Source organism: Lysobacter sp. GX 14042, assembly GCF_021390425.1.
GTDB lineage: Bacteria > Pseudomonadota > Gammaproteobacteria > Xanthomonadales > Xanthomonadaceae > Novilysobacter.
Genome location: NZ_JAJUWY010000002.1, coordinates 460,923 through 478,085, shown reverse-complemented (window position 1 = coordinate 478,085; position 17,163 = coordinate 460,923). Strand labels below are relative to the sequence as shown.

Annotated in this window: 16 protein-coding genes; 6 read left to right on the top strand and 10 right to left on the bottom strand. The window is 72.3% G+C overall.

The annotated features are described in order from the left end of the window. Window positions 1-18: 18 nt before the first annotated feature. Window positions 19-1,329, top strand: coding sequence for a D-amino acid dehydrogenase (locus LY625_RS05640; protein ID WP_233738181.1), 1,311 nt, complete (start codon window positions 19-21; stop codon window positions 1,327-1,329). Then, window positions 1,308-2,444 carry an alanine racemase gene (gene alr, locus LY625_RS05635; protein ID WP_233738180.1) on the top strand — a complete coding sequence of 379 codons (1,137 nt, stop codon included), beginning with the start codon at window positions 1,308-1,310 and terminating at the stop codon, window positions 2,442-2,444. Before LY625_RS05640 ends, alr begins: the two co-directional genes overlap by 22 nt. Window positions 2,445-2,478: 34 nt before the next feature. Here the strand turns inward: alr and LY625_RS05630 are convergent, their stop codons facing one another. The 6 genes from LY625_RS05630 to LY625_RS05605 all read right to left on the bottom strand — a co-directional run bounded on the left by LY625_RS05630 (window position 2,479) and on the right by LY625_RS05605 (window position 9,528). Continuing rightward, on the bottom strand, window positions 2,479-3,288 hold the full coding sequence (locus LY625_RS05630; RefSeq protein ID WP_233738178.1) for a DUF4124 domain-containing protein: 810 nt from the start codon (window positions 3,286-3,288) through the stop codon (window positions 2,479-2,481). A 93-nt stretch (window positions 3,289-3,381) separates the two neighbouring features. Beyond that, the gene (locus tag LY625_RS05625; protein WP_233738176.1) at window positions 3,382-3,945 is read right to left on the bottom strand and encodes a Sua5/YciO/YrdC/YwlC family protein; all 564 of its coding nucleotides are present in this window, start codon (window positions 3,943-3,945) and stop codon (window positions 3,382-3,384) included. Next, a complete protein-coding gene (locus LY625_RS05620) occupies window positions 3,945-6,401 on the bottom strand; it encodes a DNA topoisomerase I (protein WP_233738175.1) in 2,457 nt (818 codons plus the stop codon). Before LY625_RS05620 ends, LY625_RS05625 begins: the two co-directional genes overlap by 1 nt. Window positions 6,402-6,558: 157 nt before the next feature. Continuing rightward, window positions 6,559-7,047 carry a DUF494 family protein gene (locus tag LY625_RS05615; protein WP_233738174.1) on the bottom strand — a complete coding sequence of 163 codons (489 nt, stop codon included), beginning with the start codon at window positions 7,045-7,047 and terminating at the stop codon, window positions 6,559-6,561. A 66-nt stretch (window positions 7,048-7,113) separates the two neighbouring features. After that, entirely contained in the window at window positions 7,114-8,274 is a 1,161-nt protein-coding gene (gene dprA / locus LY625_RS05610) for a DNA-processing protein DprA (protein ID WP_343223463.1), read from the bottom strand. A gap of 96 nt (window positions 8,275-8,370) precedes the next feature. After that, complete coding sequence (locus LY625_RS05605) at window positions 8,371-9,528, bottom strand: LysM peptidoglycan-binding domain-containing protein (protein ID WP_233738173.1); 1,158 nt, start codon at window positions 9,526-9,528, stop codon at window positions 8,371-8,373. Window positions 9,529-9,695: 167 nt separating this feature from the next. Between LY625_RS05605 and def the strand changes: the two genes are divergently transcribed. Genes def through rsmB form a run of 3 tightly spaced genes read left to right on the top strand, consistent with a single transcriptional unit; the run spans window position 9,696 to window position 12,430 of the window. After that, window positions 9,696-10,208: a peptide deformylase gene (gene def / locus LY625_RS05600; RefSeq protein ID WP_233738172.1), complete on the top strand. Its 513-nt coding sequence runs from the start codon at window positions 9,696-9,698 to the stop codon at window positions 10,206-10,208. Window positions 10,209-10,217: 9 nt separating this feature from the next. Further along, the gene (fmt, locus tag LY625_RS05595) at window positions 10,218-11,132 is read left to right on the top strand and encodes a methionyl-tRNA formyltransferase (protein WP_233738169.1); all 915 of its coding nucleotides are present in this window, start codon (window positions 10,218-10,220) and stop codon (window positions 11,130-11,132) included. Beyond that, the gene (gene rsmB, locus LY625_RS05590) at window positions 11,129-12,430 is read left to right on the top strand and encodes a 16S rRNA (cytosine(967)-C(5))-methyltransferase RsmB (protein WP_233738168.1); all 1,302 of its coding nucleotides are present in this window, start codon (window positions 11,129-11,131) and stop codon (window positions 12,428-12,430) included. Before fmt ends, rsmB begins: the two co-directional genes overlap by 4 nt. 2 nt (window positions 12,431-12,432) lie before the next feature. Here rsmB and LY625_RS05585 read toward each other — a convergent pair whose 3' ends face one another. Beyond that, window positions 12,433-13,230, bottom strand: a complete 798-nt coding sequence (locus LY625_RS05585) for a glycosyltransferase family 2 protein (RefSeq protein ID WP_233738166.1) — start codon at window positions 13,228-13,230, stop codon at window positions 12,433-12,435. A gap of 75 nt (window positions 13,231-13,305) precedes the next feature. Between LY625_RS05585 and LY625_RS05580 the strand changes: the two genes are divergently transcribed. Then, complete coding sequence (locus LY625_RS05580) at window positions 13,306-14,145, top strand: glycosyltransferase family 2 protein (protein WP_233738164.1); 840 nt, start codon at window positions 13,306-13,308, stop codon at window positions 14,143-14,145. Between the two features lie 3 nt (window positions 14,146-14,148). Here the strand turns inward: LY625_RS05580 and LY625_RS05575 are convergent, their stop codons facing one another. From LY625_RS05575 to LY625_RS05565, 3 genes are read right to left on the bottom strand one after another with little or no spacing between them, the layout of a single operon-like run. Further along, on the bottom strand, window positions 14,149-15,660 hold the full coding sequence (locus tag LY625_RS05575; protein WP_233738163.1) for a PH domain-containing protein: 1,512 nt from the start codon (window positions 15,658-15,660) through the stop codon (window positions 14,149-14,151). Further along, window positions 15,644-16,231, bottom strand: coding sequence for a PH domain-containing protein (locus tag LY625_RS05570; RefSeq protein ID WP_233738161.1), 588 nt, complete (start codon window positions 16,229-16,231; stop codon window positions 15,644-15,646). The genes LY625_RS05575 and LY625_RS05570 overlap by 17 nt, the downstream gene beginning before the upstream one ends. Beyond that, complete coding sequence (locus LY625_RS05565) at window positions 16,231-17,163, bottom strand: lauroyl acyltransferase (protein ID WP_233738345.1); 933 nt, start codon at window positions 17,161-17,163, stop codon at window positions 16,231-16,233. The genes LY625_RS05570 and LY625_RS05565 overlap by 1 nt, the downstream gene beginning before the upstream one ends.

Sequence of the window (17,163 nt, the reverse complement as noted above, 5' to 3'; positions counted from 1 at the left end):
CCCCTCGGAGCGATGTCCATGCGTGTCCTGGTGCTGGGTGGTGGCGTGATCGGCGTGTGCAGTGCCTGGTACTTGGCCCAGGCCGGCCATGAGGTGGTGGTGCTCGACCGCCAGCCCGCGGTGGCGCGGGAAACCAGCTTCGCCAATGCCGGCCAGGTCTCCCCCGGCTACGCCTCGCCGTGGGCCGCGCCCAAGGTGCCGCTCAAGGCGGTCAAGTGGCTGCTCTCGCGCCATGCCCCGCTGGCGATCAAGCCCACGCTGGACCCGCGCCAGTACCTGTGGATGGCGCGGATGCTGCGCAACTGCACCGCCTCGCGCTACGCCGTCAACAAGGCGCGCATGGTCCGCCTGGCCGAGTACAGCCGCGACTGCATGGTCGAGCTGCGCAGGGCGACCGGCATCCATTACGAGGAGCGCCAGCTCGGCACCCTGCAGCTGTTCCGTACCCAGGCCCAGCTGGACGATGCGGCCAAGGACATCGCCGTGCTCCGGGAGTACGGCGTGCCCTACGAACTGCTCGACCGCGCCGGAACGGTGGCCGTCGAGCCGGGCCTGGCCCATGCCGGCGCGTCGATCGCCGGTGGCCTGCGGCTGCCCCACGACGAGACCGGGGACTGCGAGATCTTCACTCGCGAACTGGCGGAGATGGCGCGCCAGGCCGGGGTCGAGTTCCGGCTGTGCACCCGGATCGAGCGCATCGAGCATGACGGCGGCCGGGTGACCGGAGTGCAGGTCGACGGCGCGCTGGAGGTCGCCGACCGCTACGTCGTGGCCCTGGGCAGCTACAGCGCGCCGATGGTCCGGCCGCTGGGCCTGGACCTGCCGGTCTACCCGCTCAAGGGCTACTCGCTGACCCTGCCGATCCTGGACGCCGCGTGCGCGCCGGTTTCCACCGTGCTCGACGAGAGCTACAAGATCGCGATCACCCGCTTCGACGACCGCATCCGCATGGGCGGCATGGCCGAGGTGTCCGGCTTCGACCTGTCGCTGTCCCCGCGCCGCCGGGCGACCCTGGAGAAGGTGATCAACGATCTCTATCCCGGTGCCGCCGACGTGCCGGCGGCCGAGCTGTGGACCGGCCTGCGCCCGGCCACCCCGGACAGCACCCCGGTGGTGGGCGCGACCGCCTGGCCCAACCTGTACCTCAACACCGGCCACGGCACCCTGGGCTGGACCATGGCCGCCGGCTCGGGCCGCTACCTGGCCGACCTGATGTCCTCGCGCCAGCCGCAGATCAGCACCGAGGGCCTGGACATCAGCCGTTATGGCGGCCGCAAGGCGCGCCCCATTTCCCAGGAGCTGGAGCCTTGCGCCCCGCCCGCGCGCTGATCGACCTGCAGGCGCTGCGGCACAACTACCGCCTGGCCCGGCGGCTGGGCGGCGGGCGCGCGCTGGCGGTGGTCAAGGCCGATGCCTACGGCCATGGCGCGGTGGCCTGCGCCCGTGCGCTGGAAGCGGAGGCCGACGGCTTCGCGGTGGCCGCGATCGAGGAGGCGCTGGAGCTGCGCGAGGCCGGCATCACCGCGCCGATCCTGCTGCTGGAAGGCTTCTTCGAAGCCGCCGAGCTCGAACTGATCGACCGCCACCGGCTGTGGACCGTGGTGCAGGCGCCCTGGCAGGTCGAGGCGATCGCCCGCGCGCGCCTGTCGGCCCCGCTGCAGGTCTGGGTGAAGCTGGATTCGGGCATGCACCGCCTCGGCCTGTCCCCGGCGGAGTTCACCGGTGCCTGGCGGCGCCTGCGTGCCCTGCCACAGGTCGCCGGACTGGTCGCGATGACCCACTTCGCCCGTGCCGACGAACTCGACAGCAGCCGCACCGCGGAGCAGGCGGCCGTCTTCAGCGATGTGCTCGCGGGTCTGGACGAGCGTCCGGTGGCCAGCCTCTGCAACTCCGCCGCCATCCTGGGCTGGCCCGCTGTCCTCCCCACCCCGCCTGCGGACCGGGACGCGGATGCGGAACGGAGCCGGGAGGAGGGCGGCACTTCCTGGGCGCGCCCCGGCCTGATGCTTTACGGCGCCAACCCGTTCGCCGGTCCCCACGCCGGGGCCGACCTGCTGCGCCCGGTCATGACCGTCGAGTCGAAGCTGATCGCGGTGCGCGAGCTGGCCGCCGGCGAGCCGGTCGGCTATGGCGCCCGCTACGTCACCCCGATGCCGATGCGGATCGGCGTGGTGGCCATGGGCTACGCCGACGGCTATCCGCAGTTCGCCCCCGATGGCACCCCGGTGTCGATCGACGGCCGGCCGGGCCGGCTGGCGGGGCGGGTCTCGATGGACATGCTGACGGTGGACCTGTCCGGCCATCCCGACGCGACCGTCGGCACCCCGGTGCAGCTGTGGGGCGACAGGGTGCGGGCCGACGAGCTGGCGCGGCACTGCGGCACCAGCGCCTATGAACTGCTGTGTGGCCTCAAGCGGATGCCGAGGGGCATTCGCGGGGCATAGGCGGGACTGCCGACAGCCGGGTCACGGCGGACGGTCAGCAGTCGCTCTCCATCCGCAGGGCGATCCGCTTGCGCTCGGCGGTGATCTCGCGCTGTTCGCCCTGCAGCGCATGGTTGAAGCGCTGGCGCAGCGTCCAGCTGCGCTCGCGCAGCAGCTCGCATGCCTCGTGCTGCGGAAGCAGACGGCAACTGTCCTGTACCCAGGTACCTCCAGCGGCGTAGGGAACGCCGCCGTGATGGTGCCAGTGGCCGCCCTGTTCCGCCGGCGGCGCCTGTGGCGGGCGCGGCTGGTTGCGCGGCAGTTCCGGCGAGGGGCGGCCCACGCCGTCGAAATGGAAGCCGCTGCCGGTCGGTGCACCCGCCGCGGCCGGCCGCACCGGTGCGCCGATGGGCGGCCGCATGCGTGGCGGCGCTTCCCGCCGGGGCGGCTGCGGATGACGGGAGTGGACGCCGTAGCCCAGCGTCCACAACGGCACCCAGCGCGGATTCCCCTGGCCGTCGTCGCTGGTGTAGGTGTCCCCCTCCGGCGTCGTGCACTCGTACATCGGCGCCGGGGCACGAGCGATGACCGTGCGGGTCGCAGCGGCGGCCGCGGGTGGCGGCGCAGGCTCCGCCGGTGCGGGCGGCGCGGGTGGCGGTGACGGCGGGTCGACCGGGCGCTGCAGGGTGGTCACCCGGCGCTCGGTCTGGCCGGCGGCGCACGGGCTGTCGCGGATCACCGGCTGCCCCCGGGCATCGGTGCAGTGGTAGATGGTGACCGCCTCCGGGTCGGCGGACTGCGGCTCCGCGGAGCCGGCGCCTGTGGGCACCAGCGCCAGTGCCACCAGCACGGGGAAGGCAGGCAAGGTCAGGACGGATCGGCCATGCATGGGCGCATCTTGCCTCAGGCCGCCATCGCCGCGGGTGAGCGGGACCGGTAGGCCTGACCGGCCCCGGGTTCAGGGGCGAAGTACTTTCCCGCTGCGGGCATCGCGGATCTCGGTGGGTGTCGCCAGTCCGCCGGTCTCGCCCTCCACGACCGCATCAAGGGAGGCAAGCAGCCGCGGATCGAGTGCCTCGCGCCTCCGGGCAGGTGGCCGGCCGGCCAGGTTGGCGCTGGTCGACACGATCGGGCTTCCGGCCTCCCGGCACAGCGCCGCCACCACCGGATGGGCACTGACCCGCAGCGCGACGCCGGCATGCGCGCCGCAGATCCAGCGCGGGACCCGAGCGGTGACCGGAACGATCCAGGTGTTGGGGCCGGGCCAGCTGTCGTGGACGGCATGCTGGCGGGACTCCGGCAACGCGGCCCAGTCGGCGAGCCCGTCGAACTGCCCGGCCGAGGCGGCCACCAGGATCAGCCCCTTGGAAACCGGCCGCTGCTTGAGCGCGAGCAGCCGCTCCACCGCGCCCTGGTTGAACGGGTCGCAACCCAGGCCCCACACGGCCTCGGTCGGGTAGGCGATGAGACCGCCCCGCGCCAGGGCAAGGACCGCAGCATCAAGGTCGGTCCGGCCAGGCATCAGTCGGCGGTCTTGGCGACCTTCTTCGCGGCGGTCTTCCTGGCGGCCTTCTTGACGGTCTTCCTGGCGGCCTTTTTCGCCGCGGTTTTCTTCGCCGCCTTCGTCGCTTTCTTCGCGGCGGCCTTCTTCGCCACCTTCTTCGCTGCCTTCTTGGCGAAGCGACCGCGTGCCGGCTTGCCGGTTTCCTCCAGCAGGCGGGTGGCCTCCTCCTGGCTCAGCGAGGCCGGCTCCGCATCCTTGGGGATCTTGGCATTGAGCTGGCCGTTGCTGATGTACGGGCCGAAACGCCCGTTGAGAACCTGGACATCGCTGCCCTCCCACTGGCGGATGATCCGGTTGCGGGCGATCTCCTCCTTCTCCTCGATCAGGAACACCGCCCGGTCGAGTTCGATGGTGTAGGGGTCGTCTTCCTTCTGCAGCGAGGCGTAGGTGCTGCCGCGCTTGGCGAAGGGGCCGAAGCGGCCGATGCCGACGGTGACAACCTCGCCGTCGTGCTCGCCCAGGGTGCGCGGCATCTTGAACAGCTCCAGCGCCTGCTCCAGGGTGATCGAGTAGATGCTCTGGCCCGGCTGCAGCGAGGCGAACTTCGGCTTCTCCTCGTCCTCGACGGTGCCCATCTGCACCAGCGGGCCGTACTTGCCGATGCGCGCGCTGACCGGACGGCCGCTGGCCGGGTCGTCGCCCAGGATGCGGACACTGCCGGCGTCGACCTTGTCCAGCGACTCCTTCTTGTCCTCGACCAGCTGCTTGAACGGCGCCCAGAAGCGCTCCATCAACGGGACCCATTCCTCCTCGCCGCGGCTGACCGCGTCGAGCTCGTCCTCCAGCTTCGCGGTGAAGTCGTAGTCCACGTAGCGGGTGAAGTGGCCGGAGAGGAACTTGCTGACCGCGCGGCCGACGTCGGTCGGGCGAAAGCGGCGGCTTTCCAGTTCCACGTACTTGCGGAACAGCAGGGTGGCGATGATCGAGGCGTAGGTGGAAGGCCGGCCGATGCCGTACTCCTCCAGCGCCTTGACCAGGCTGGCCTCGGAGTAGCGCGGCGGCGGCTCGGTGAAGTGCTGGTTGGCGATGACCGCTTCCAGCGGGATCCGGTCGCCGGGCTGCATCGGCGGCAGCTTGCGGCCCTCGTCCTCGGCATCGGCGGCGCGCTGGTCGCGGCCTTCCTCGTAGACTGCCAGGAAGCCGGGGTCGACCACCGTGGTGCCCGACACCCGGAAGGAATGCTCGCTTCCGGCGGCCAGGTCGATGGAGACGGTGTTGAGCGTGGCCGGCACCATCTGGCTGGCGACCGCACGCTTCCACACCAGCTCGTACAACCGGCGGCCGTCATCGTCCAGGAACCGCGCCACCTGGGCCGGCGTGCGCAGGGCGGAGGTCGGGCGCACCGCCTCGTGGGCCTCCTGGGCGTTCTTGGTCTTGGACTTGTAGAAGTTCGGCTTGTCGGGGACCGCGCCGGTGCCGAAGTCACGCGCGATCACGTCGCGGATCTCGGACAGCGCCTCGCCCGACAGGTTCACCGAGTCGGTACGCATGTAGCTGATCAGGCCGACCGTGCCTTCATCGCCGAGTGCCACGCCCTCGTACAGCTTCTGCGCCACCTGCATGGTGCGCTTGGTGGTGAAGCCGAGCTTGCGCGCGGCCTCCTGCTGCAGGGTCGAGGTGGTGAACGGCGGTGCCGGGCGGCGCTTGCGCTCCTTGCGGCTGACGTCGGTGACCTGGAGCACCCCGCCGGCATCGCGGGCAATGCGGTTGCGGGCGTCCTCGGCGGTCCCGCCATCGGTGATGGTGAACTGTTCGAACTTCGCCCCGTCCAGCTTCACCAGCCGGGCATTGAAGACCTGCGAGGGGTGCCGGCACTCGGCCTCCAGGCTCCAGTACTCGCGCGCGGTGAAAGCCTCGATCTCCTCCTCGCGCTCGACGATCATCCGCAGTGCCGGGCTCTGCACCCGGCCGGCGGACAGCCCGCGCTGGACCTTGCGCCACAGCACCGGCGAGAGGTTGAAGCCAACCAGGTAGTCCAGCGCCCGGCGCGCCTGCTGCGCATCGACCAACGGCACCGCCAGTCCGCGTGGACTGGCGATCGCTTCCTTGATCGCGCGCGGGGTGATCTCGGTGAACACCACCCGCTGCAGCGGCTTGTCCTTCAGCAGGCCGCGCTCGCGCAGGATCTCGGCGATATGCCAGCTGATCGCCTCGCCCTCGCGGTCCGGGTCGGTGGCCAGGTAGAGGTTCTCGGCGGATTTTGCGGCCTTGGCGATGGCGTCGACGTGTTTCTGGTTCTTCTCGATCACGTCGTAGCGCATGGCGAACCCGGCGTCGGGGTCGACCGCTCCCTCCTTGGGCACCAGGTCGCGCACATGGCCGTAGGAGGCCAGCACGGTGAAGTCCTTGCCCAGGTACTTGTTGATCGTGCGCGCCTTGGCGGGCGACTCGACGATTAGGAGGTTGCGGGCCATCGGGGGAAAGAGCCTGTCGGTTGGGGGCGGGGCGAGGCGTGAAGGCGGCGCGGTGGCGCAGGTACGCCGCCACGGCCGGCCTGCCGCGGGGCGCGCACTATATCAAGAGGTGTCACGCGGCCGTGGGGCGCCAGGCAGCACCACCGCCGCGGGCCGGTCAATGCACCGGTTCCGGGTCGTCGGCGTACATCTGGGTTTCCATCCAGGCATACGCGGCTTCGCTGCCGGGCTGGTCGAACAGCACCATGAGCACGACCCATTTCAGGTCGTCCAGGTCGAGTTCGTCCTGGTCCAGGGCCATGGCCCGGTCCAGCACCAGTTCGCGCTGCCCGGCGTCGAGCACCCGGTGCTGCTCCAGGAACAGCAGGAACCCCCGGCACTCCGCATCCAGCCGGTCCAGTTCCGGGCCGGCATAGATCCGCACCGGCGCGTCGGCACGCAGCGGCTGCGGGACCGGGCGCTGGCGCGCCAGGTCGTCGAGCCACTCGAAGGCCTTGTTGATCTCGGCGGGGCTGAAGCCGGCCTGGCCGAGCTCGGCGATCAGGGCATGGCTGTGGAGGTGCTCGCGGTCGCGGACCAGGTCCGCGTCTTCGGCGAAGTAGTGCTCGAACAGGTACAGCAGGACGTCCAGGATGCTTTCTTTCATTTCCTCGGCCTGCGCGGCTCGCGCGGTGGTCGACGACGGGGTGCGCAGCGCTGGGGGTTCGGGGCCTCAGCCGGTGCGGTACCAGCGGCCGTGGCGGGCCGCGACGCGTCCTTCCAGTTCCAGCGCCAGCAGCATGGACGACACCTCGGTGGGGGTCAATCCGCTGCGGACGATCAGCTGGTCCATACTGCTGGGGTCATGGCCCAAGGCCTGCCACAAGGGGTTGTGGGAGGGTGCCGGGGCCGCGGGGGCGGCAACGTCGCCGGCCTCCCCACAGATGGGGGCGTCCAGCCGCACCCGCAAGTCGGCCGCGAGCCGGGCCGCCACCGGGGCGACCAGCTCCAGTACCTCGCCGGGGCCTTCCACCAGCGCCGCGCCGTCGCGGATCAGGCGGTGGCAGCCACGGACGGCGGGATTGCGGATCGAGCCGGGGTAGGCCATGACCTCGCGCCCGCATTCGCCGGCCAGTCGCGCGGTGATCAGCGCCCCGGACCGCTGCGCCGCCTCCACCACCACCGTCGCGATGCCGAGCGCGGCGAGGATCCGGTTGCGGCTGGGGAAGTGGCTGCTGCGCGGTCCGGTACCCGGCGGATGCTCGCTGACCACCGCGCCCTGCCGTACCAGCCGTTCATGCAACCCGGCATTGCGGTGCGGGTAGGGCACGTCGGGCCCGGTGCCCAGGACGGCGTAGCTGCCGCCGCCGACCGCCAGCGCCGCCTGGTGCGCGGCGGTGTCAATGCCGGCGGCCATGCCGCTGGCCACCACCAGCCCGGCGCGGGCCAGCGCCGCCGCCAGTTCGCGCGCGGTTTCCAGCCCGCCGGGGCTGGGCGCGCGGCTGCCGACCACGGCCACCGCAGGACGCCACAGCAGTGCCGGGTCGCCGTCGACGAACAGCACTGCGGGCGGATTGGGGCCGCGCCGCAGCAGGGGCGGGTAATCGGGGTCGTGCCAGCCCAGCAGCTGTCGCCCGGGGGCGGCGAGCCAGTGGCGGCCGCGCTCCATCAAGGCGGCATCCGGGCAGTGCAGCCGCGCCTGTTGCAGCCTGGTCAGCCCGCAGCTGCGCCACAACGCAGGACCGGCGGCCAGCGCCGCGGCCGGGCCGGCGAGCTCGAGCAGGCGGCGGATGCCTTTGCTGCCGGAGCAGCCGGCGAGCCGCAGCAGGGCCTCGGTGTCGGGGTCCCGGGTGTCGGGCGGGGCCGGGCGGGCGTCGGTGGTGAGCATGGTCATGCCCGCCAGCGTGCACCGCATGCGAAGACGGCGCCCTAGGGCGCCGTCGCGTTGCGTCGTGGGAATTTTCCCCGCCGGGGCCGCTCCCGGGCCGTATCAGTACGGCGCGTCGGGGTGCTTGAGTTCCTGGCCGATCTGCACCGGGCGGATGCCCTCCATCACCAGCGCATAGCTCACGTTCTCGAAGGTACGGAACACCATCAGGTGCGCCGCGTACTCGTCGGGGAGCCGGACCCGGTCGCCGCGGGCGAAGCTGTCGCCGCTGCGGTCCCAGGGTCCCTTGGACACCCGGTCGGGTGCCGTGTCGCCCTGGTGCCAGGTCGAGAACACGGTGCCGTTGTCGATGCCGTCGCGGGCACCGACCGACAGGGCCACCACGTCGCGCGGGCCACCGGTACGCAGCATGTCGGCCACTGCCAGCACCCGGGCGCGGCCGTACTCGAACTGCTGGCGCGGCGGGTGCGGGAAGAACTGCAGGTCGTAGGGCTGGGCCTCGACCGGGACCAGGCGGTCGCCGACCCGGACTTCGCGGCCGTTGCTGTCGAGCACGAAGGTGGATGCCTCGATGCCACCGACCTCGCCCCGGCTGATGGTGCCGGTCCCCTGGCGCATCAGCTCGTAACCCAGCAGCTCGTGGCCATGGTCGGGGACCACGGCGTTGGTCCACATCTGCTCGAAGTCGAGGTTGCGCTTGCCGCGGAAGTCGAGCCGGTCGCGGTGGAACAGGTCGCAGCAGGCGGTGCGGTCCAGGCGGGTGTAGCGCTGGATCGGCCGGACCACCGCGTAGCGCTGCCCGGGCTGGGCATCGGGCAGGCCCTTCACGTAGGCGACCTGGCCCTCGGCGCTGCGCAGGCGGTTCTCCTCGAGCCCCACCACGTACGGCAGGTGCTCGAAGGCGTCGACCACCCGCAGGTCCTTCAGGAACGGTTCGATCTCCGACAGCGGCACGCCGGTCAGCGGGCTGGCGGCGCGCGGGCCCGGCTGCACCTGCGCGGCGGCCACGCGGTCGAGGTAGGCCAGCGAGACCACGTCGCCCGGGTAGATCAGGTGGGGGTTGGCGATCTGCGGGTTGGCCTGCCAGATCTCGGGCCACAGCCACGGGCGCTCGAGGAAACGGCCGGCGATGTCCCAGAGGGTGTCCCCCTTCTGGACCACGTAGGTATCGGGGTGGTCGCCCCGCAATTCGGCGGCCACGGCGTAAGTGGCAATGGTCAGCAACGCTGCGGCGATGACCGCGCGGATCGGTTTCAACATGGCGTGTACCTGGCTCCCCTTCAGGTGCGCCCGGGCGTCATAAATCGACGCGGGCAGGGCACTATAGCCCAGAAAATACGCACCGTTGCAAGGTTCCAGACAGGCTTGCGCGTTAGAATGGGCACCCGTTGCTTGTGTCTGTGACAGGCACCCCCATTTCCAACGCCATGGCCCAGCTTCCCATCCTAGAGTTCCCGGACCCGCGCCTGCGGACCGTCGCCGCGCCGGTCGACGTCGCCCAGGTGGCCACGCCGGAGTTCCAGCAGCTCCTCGACGACATGTTCGAGACCATGTACGCCGCGCCGGGCATCGGCCTGGCGGCCAGCCAGGTGGATGTCCACCAGCGCTTCATGGTGATCGACGTGAGCGAGGAGCACGACCAGCCGCTGGTGTTCATCAACCCGGAGATCACCGAGCGCTCCGGGGAGCAGGTCTGCCAGGAGGGTTGCCTGTCGGTGCCCGGCATCTTCGCCGACGTCACCCGCTCCGCCGCAATCACCGTCCGGGCGGTCGGCCGCGATGGCCAGCCGTTCCAGATGCAGGCCGAGGGCCTGCTGGCGGTCTGCGTGCAGCACGAGATGGACCACCTGCTGGGCAAGCTGTTCGTCGACTACCTCTCGCCGCTGAAGCGCGAGATGGTCCGCAAGAAGCTGGCCAAGGCCCGCCGCAAGGCGGCGTAGGGCCGGGTCTTGAGGATCGTCTTCGCCGGCACGCCGGAATTCGCCGTCCCGTCGCTGCGCGCCGCCGCCACCCGGGCGGAACTCATCGCCGTCTACACCCAGCCCGACCGGCCGGCCGGCCGCGGGCGCGGGCTTGCCGCCTCGCCGGTCAAGCAGGCCGCGCTGGAGATGGGCGTGGAGGTCCGCCAGCCGGTGAACTTCCGCGACCCCGCCGACGTCGAGGCCCTGCGCGCGTTGCAGCCGGATCTGATGGTGGTGGTGGCCTACGGGCTGATCCTGCCGCAGGCGGTGCTCGACATCCCCGCCGAGGGTTGCTGGAACGTGCATGCTTCGCTGCTGCCGCGCTGGCGCGGGGCGGCGCCGATCCAGCGGGCCATCCAGGCCGGCGACGCCGAGACCGGGGTGTGCCTGATGCGGATGGAGAAGGGCCTGGATACCGGCCCGGTGCTGCTGGAGCAGCGCACCGCCATCGCGCCCGACGAAACCGGTGGCCGGCTGCACGACCGGCTGGCGGAGATGGGCGCCTGGGTCCTGGCCGACGGGCTGGGCCTGCTGCGCGCCGGCCTCTCCCCCAGCCCCCGGCCACAACCGGCGGAGGGCGTGACCTACGCCCGCAAGCTCGACAAGGCCGAGGCCAGGCTGGACTGGTCGCGCCCGGCACGCGAGCTGGCCGACACCGTGCGCGCGTTCAATCCATGGCCGGTCGCCGAAGCGCAGCTGGCGGGCGAACGGGTGCGCATCCACGCCGCGCGCGCGCTGGACCTCGACCACGCCGCGGAGCCGGGTGCGGTGCTGGCCGCCGGGCGCGACGGCATCGACATCGCCTGCGGCCACGGCGCATTGCGCCTGCAGTCGCTGCAGCGCGAGGGCGGCCGGGCGGTCAGCGCGGCCGACTACCTGAACGGCCGGCCGGGCCTGGGATGAAGGCATCCCCGGGAACCGCGACCCGGGTGGCCGCGGCCCGCGTGCTCGACGCGGTGCTGCACCACGGACGCTCGCTCAAGTCGGAACTGGCGGCGGTCCTGCCGACGCTGGCCGACCCGCGCGACCGTGCCCTGGTCGAGGCGGTCTGCCTGGCCGCGCTGCGCCAGGCCCCGCGCTACGACGCCGCGCTCGCCAGCTGGCTGCCGCGCCCGCTGGCGCGCAAGGACCGGCCGCTGCGCGCGTTGCTGCTGGCCGGATTCGCCCAGCTCGACCCCCTTGGCCTGCCAGCGCATGCCGCGGTGGCTTCCACCGTCGAGGCCGCCCGCGTCCTTGGCCGGGCCCACCAGGCCAAGCTGGTCAATGCCCTGCTGCGCCGTGCCCAGCGCGAAGGCCTGCCACCGGCCGCGCCGGGCGCCGGCTGGCCGGACTGGCTGCTTGCCCACCTGCGGCGGGACTGGCCCGGGCGGCACGAGGCGATCCTGGCCGCCTGCGCCGCGCCGCCGCCGATGTGGCTGCGGGTCAACGCCCGGGCCATCGGGCGCGATGCCTATCGCACGCAGCTGGAGGGGGCCGGCATCGAGTCGGCGGTCGACCCCCGGCTGCCCGACGGCCTGCGTCTGGACCGGCCGGTGCCGGTCACCGCGCTGCCCGGCTTCGCGGACGGCCGGGTTTCGGTCCAGGACGGCAGTGCGCAACAGGTGGTCGAGGCGCTGGCGCCGCCCCCGGGTGCCCGCGTGCTCGACGCCTGCGCGGCGCCGGGCGGCAAGCTGGCGCACCTGCTGGAGCGCGATGGCTCGCTGCAGGTGCTGGCGCTGGACTCCGCCCCGCTGCGTCTCGAGCGGATGGCCGGGAACCTCGCGCGCCTGCGCCTGGACGAAGGTGCACGGCTCCAGGTCGCCGATGCCGCGGCAACGGAGCCGTGGTGGGACGGCCGGCCTTTCAATGCCGTCCTGCTCGACGCGCCCTGCTCGGCCACCGGTGTGATCCGCCGCCACCCCGACGTGCTCCTGCACCGCCGCCCGGCCGACCTGGCGGCGCTGGTCGGGTTGCAGGGGCGCCTGCTGGACGCGCTGTGGACGACCGTCGCGCCCGGTGGCGTGCTGCTGTACGCGACCTGTTCGATCCTGGCGGTGGAGAACCGGGACCAGGTGGACGCCTTCCTGGCCCGCACCCCCGATGCCGCGGCGGACCCGCTGCCGGAGGATTTCGGCCATGCCTCCGGCGCCGGCCGCCAGCGGCTGCCGGGCGAGGACGGGATGGACGGCTTCTTCTACGCGCGGCTGCGCAAGGCGCGCTGAGCTCAGTCCGCGGACTTGCCGCGCGGCGGCTCCAGCCCGTTCTGCAGCAGCCACAGGCGGACCGTCTTCTGCCTCGCGGTCCAGGCGGTGACATAGGCGTAGACCAGTCCCGGCCAGCCGTCGAGGAAACCGCCGCGCAGCACATAGCCGCGGAAGAAGCGCCACGCCGGCCCCAGCAGCAGCTTGCCCAGGCTGGCGCGCTTGCCGCGGGCATGGGCGTGCTCGGCCATCATCCGTGAGTACTGCATGCCCTTGGCCAGCTGGTGGTCGAAGGAGCGGAACGGACGGTGCAGCAGGTCGCCCGGCAGGGTGACCACCTCGCCATCGACCGTGGCGGTCTCGTGGATCTCGCGCTCGCCGCGCCAGCCGCCGCGGCGGCGGTCGAACAGCCGCAGCTTGCGGTCCGGGTAGGCATTGCCATGGCGCAGGTAGCGGCCGAAGTACTCCGAGCTGCGGGCGAAACGGTAGCCCGCCGCACCGGCGAAGCCGCGGCGCTGTTCGGCGCGGATCGACTCCGCCAGCCGCGGGTCCAGCGACTCGTCGGCATCCAGGCTGAGGATCCAGTCGTGGCGGGCCTGCTCCACGGCGTACTGCTTCTGGCTGCGGAAACCGTCGAACGGCCGCACCAGCACCCGCGCCCCGGCCGCCTCGGCCAGCTCCCGGGTGGCGTCGGTGGAGCCGGAGTCGACCACCACGATCTCGTCGCAGAACGCCAGCGAGGCCAGGCACTCGCCGATCCGGTCGGCCTCGTTCCAGGTGATCACCGTGGCCGAGATCTTCGGCGGCTGGATGTGTTCCATGGGCGTGCATGCCGTGGGCGGGGGCGACAGGGTACCCTTGCCGCCCCTGACCCGGACACCAAGGTCGTGCCCCAGATGCCCGCAGCCAGCGTCGTGTTCACCACCTACAACCAGCCCGACTGGCTGGAGAAGGTGCTGGTGGGCTTCGGTGTCCAGGACCGTACCGATTTCGAGGTGCTGGTGGCCGATGACGGCAGCCGCGACGAGACCCGCCAGCGGATCGAGGCGATCGCCGCCAGCCTGCCGGTCACCGTGCGCCACCTGTGGCAGCCCGACGAGGGTTTCCGCAAGTGCGAGGCGATGAACATGGCGATCACCGCCGCCGCCTCGGATTACCTGATCTTCACCGACGGCGACTGCATCCCGCGCGCCGACTTCGTCTCCACCCACCTCAGGCTGCGCGAACCCGGGCGTTTCCTGTCGGGCGGCTACCACAAGCTGCCAATGGACACGAGCAAGGCGATCGGCAACGAGGACATCCGCAGCCAGCGCTGCTTCGACGCCCGCTGGCTGGCGGCCCACGGGATGCCCGGTTCCTACCGCAACATCAAGCTGACCGCCGGCCCGGCGCTGCGCCGGATGCTGGACACGGTGAGTCCGGCGCGGGCCAGCTGGAACGGCCACAACGCCTCGGGCTGGAAGGCCGACATGCTGGCCATCAACGGTTTCGACGAGCGCATGCGCTACGGCGGCCAGGACCGGGAGTTCGGCGAGCGGCTGGAGAATGCCGGCATCCGCGGCAAGCGCATCCGTTACCGCGCGATCGTGGTCCACCTGGACCACAAGCGCGGCTATGCCACGCGCGAGAGCATCGAGTTCAACCGCAGCCTGCGGGCCCAGACCCGCGCCAGCGGCCGCAGCTGGACCGAACACGGGATCGCCAAGGGGCCGCCGCCGGGACAGGCCACGGCCTGACGGCTACCAGCGCAGCGGCCTGCGTGCCAGCTCGCCGGCCAGCAACTGCCGCAGGGCCAATGCCCTTCGCAGCGGCAGGAAGCGGATCCGCAGCGGCGCCCGCATCCCGCGCGCGCCGGCCGTGTCGAGCACCAGCGTCGCGGTGCCGCAGCGGCGGTCGACCACGTTCCGGCTGACCTGCAGCGACTGCAGTTTGTCCAGTTCGGCCCAGTACCAGTGCCGGCTCCACCAGCCGGTACGCAGGGCCACCAGCCGGCCGTTGAAAGCCCAGCCCATGCGCGCGGCCTGGCGCCGGGCCCTGAACCCGGCCCAGGGCAACCAGGCCAGCGCCAGCGCCCCGGGCAGGCCGAAGCGCCAGCACGACAGGCTGGTCACCAGCACCACCAGCGGCAGCGCGGGCCAGAACAGGCGCCACCAGGTGGCGTGCCCGAAGTGCACCCAGTCCAGGGTGTCCCATCCCGCCCGCGGGAGCAGCCGGGTGACCAGCGCGGCGCACTGTTCCGCGGTGCCGACCGGCGCGAGTTCGCGCAGCGCCCGGGCCTGCTGCTGACCGCCGCCAGTGGCGATGTCGACCTCCAGGCTGCGCCGGCGCAACAGCCGGTGCACGACGCCCTCGTGCATCCGCCAGGCCTGGATCCGCCGGCGCGGGGCACTGCTGCGCCAGCGCGCCAGCAAGCCGCGCTCCACCGTCAGGCGCCGCCCGTGCGCGGCCAGGGTGAAGCCGTAGTACTGCAGCATCGCCAGCACCACCGACAACAGGCGCACCGCGGCCAGGGCGAGCAACAGCAGCACGCCCCCGGCGGCGATCCACTGCGGCGTGTTGAAGGCGTCGGTATCGACCCAGCCGAACAGCCAGCTGAAGAGGGTCTCCCACACCACCGCGGACTTGCCGCCCAGCTGGCCCATCGCCGCGAACGCCGCGGCCACCAGCACCATCCCGCGGTTGGAGATGATCCCCAGGCGCAGGACCTCGCCCGGGGGCAGATGATGCAGCACCGAGCCGGTCCCGTCCGCGGCGGTCCCGTCCGTACCCGGTGTCGCGGCCGCAGCCGCGCCCCGGTGGCGGATCAGGTCCTCCAGCGCGAGTGCACGATCCAGCCGCAGCACCCGCATTTCCGCCTCGGGCTTGTTGCCACCGGCCGACTCCAGCCGCACCGCGGCCACGTCGAACAGCCGGTGCAGCAGGGTCTGGTCGACCGCCACGTTGTGGATGCGGCCGTAGGGCACCACCCGCACGTTGCGCGACAGCAGCCCGGTACGCAGCACGAGCTGGTCGCCACCGGCGTGGTAGCGGAAGGTGAAGTAGCGCCACAGCGAGGCGATGATCAGCGCCGCGACCCCGACCAGTGGCCACAGCTCGTTGCGGTCGCCGCGGCCGAACAGGAACAGCGCCAGCAGCGGCACCAGGAACTGCCGCAGCTGGGCGATCAGCTCGAACAGCCACGACATCGGGTGCAGCCGGCTGCCCGGCTGCGCCCGGGACCCGTCCGCAGGCAGCTCAGCCGGCGTCGTCATCGTCTTCGATCTGCCGCGACAGCCGGTCGCGCAGGTACTCGGCATCGGCCGCATCCAGGTGCGGCACGGTCACCGAACTGTTGGCGGTGCCCGCCGTGTGCACCACCAGGGTGGCCAGCCCGCGCCGGCGCTGCAGCGGCCCGCGCTGGATGTCGAGGTGCTGTACGCGGGTGGCCGGTACCCGGTTCTCGCGCCACCACAGGTGGCCGCGGCGCACCGCCAGTCCCTGCCGGTCCAGCCGCCAGAAGGTGCGCCGGTACTGGCGTGCCGCGAGCCAGCTGCCCCAGCCGCCAAACACGACCAGGCCCGCTGCGGCGCCCTGCATCACCGCCACCAGGGTGGAAGGCGCGTCCAGCACCGTGCTGGCCAGCAGTCCGGCCAGTCCGCCGGCCGCCAGGCCCGCCAGCGCGAGGACAAGGCCGGTGTCGAGCAGGAACAGCAGCCGCGCCGTGCCCGGCAGCGGGCGCCAGCCGGTATCGGCGGGCCAAGACCGCAACCCGCCCGCCCGGTCGTCGACGCCCGCGACCGGTACCTGGCTTCCGGGTGGCGGAATCACGGGTCGTGAGGGCATCAGCGGTAGCACTCCGGCCAGTAGGGGTTGTCCTCGCCGCGCCCGGAGGGCGTCATCGAGTAGCGCTTGTAGGTCCACTGGTACTGCGAGGGATCCCGGCGGACGATCTGCTCGATTTCGGCGTTGAGTGCCGCCACCGCGAGCCGGGGATCGTCCGCGCCCACTGCCGCGGCGGCGGGGCGCACGTGCACCGCGAACCGCGGCCGGCCATCGGGACCATGGCCGGGCAGCCGTTCGCACCAGGCCATCAGCACGCTCGAGCCGCTGCGGTGGGCCAGCCGGCCCAGCAGGGTCATGGTCGCCGCCGGTACGCCGAAGAACGGCGCGAACTCGCCCTCGCCACCGCGCGGCTGCTGGTCGGGCAGGATCCCGACCACCCCGCCGGCGCGCAGGGAGCGCAGGAGCTGGCGGACCCCGGTGGCCTCGGCACGGACCTGGGTGACCCGGTCGGCGTCGGCCCGCACCCGCTGCAGGAAGCCTTCCAGCACCTTCGAATCCGGCGGGGCGTACAGGATCGACAGCGGCGTGCGCGCGGCCAGCCACTGGTTGAGCAGCTCCCAGTTGCCGAAGTGCGGGGCGGCCACGATGACCCCCCGGCCCGCGGCGATGGCCGCGTCCAGGTGCCCGCCGCCGTGCTCCTGCACCACCAGCTGTTCCAGGTTGTGGTTGGCCGGGCGGACCCACAGCCGCACGGTTTCCAGCGCCTGGCGCGCGGTGCCGTGGAGGATGGCGCGTTTGAGCGCCGCATGCTCCTCCCCTTCCAGCCCGGGGAATGCCAGCCGCAGGTTGCAGGCGGTCACCTTCGACTCGCGCCCGTCGGCGGCCAGGTTGCGCGTGGCGAACCAGTCGCCCATGCGCCACAGCCAGCGCCACGGCAGCCGTCCCACCAGCAGGGCGCACAGGTACAGCAGGCGGGCAGCGAGTCCGGTCAT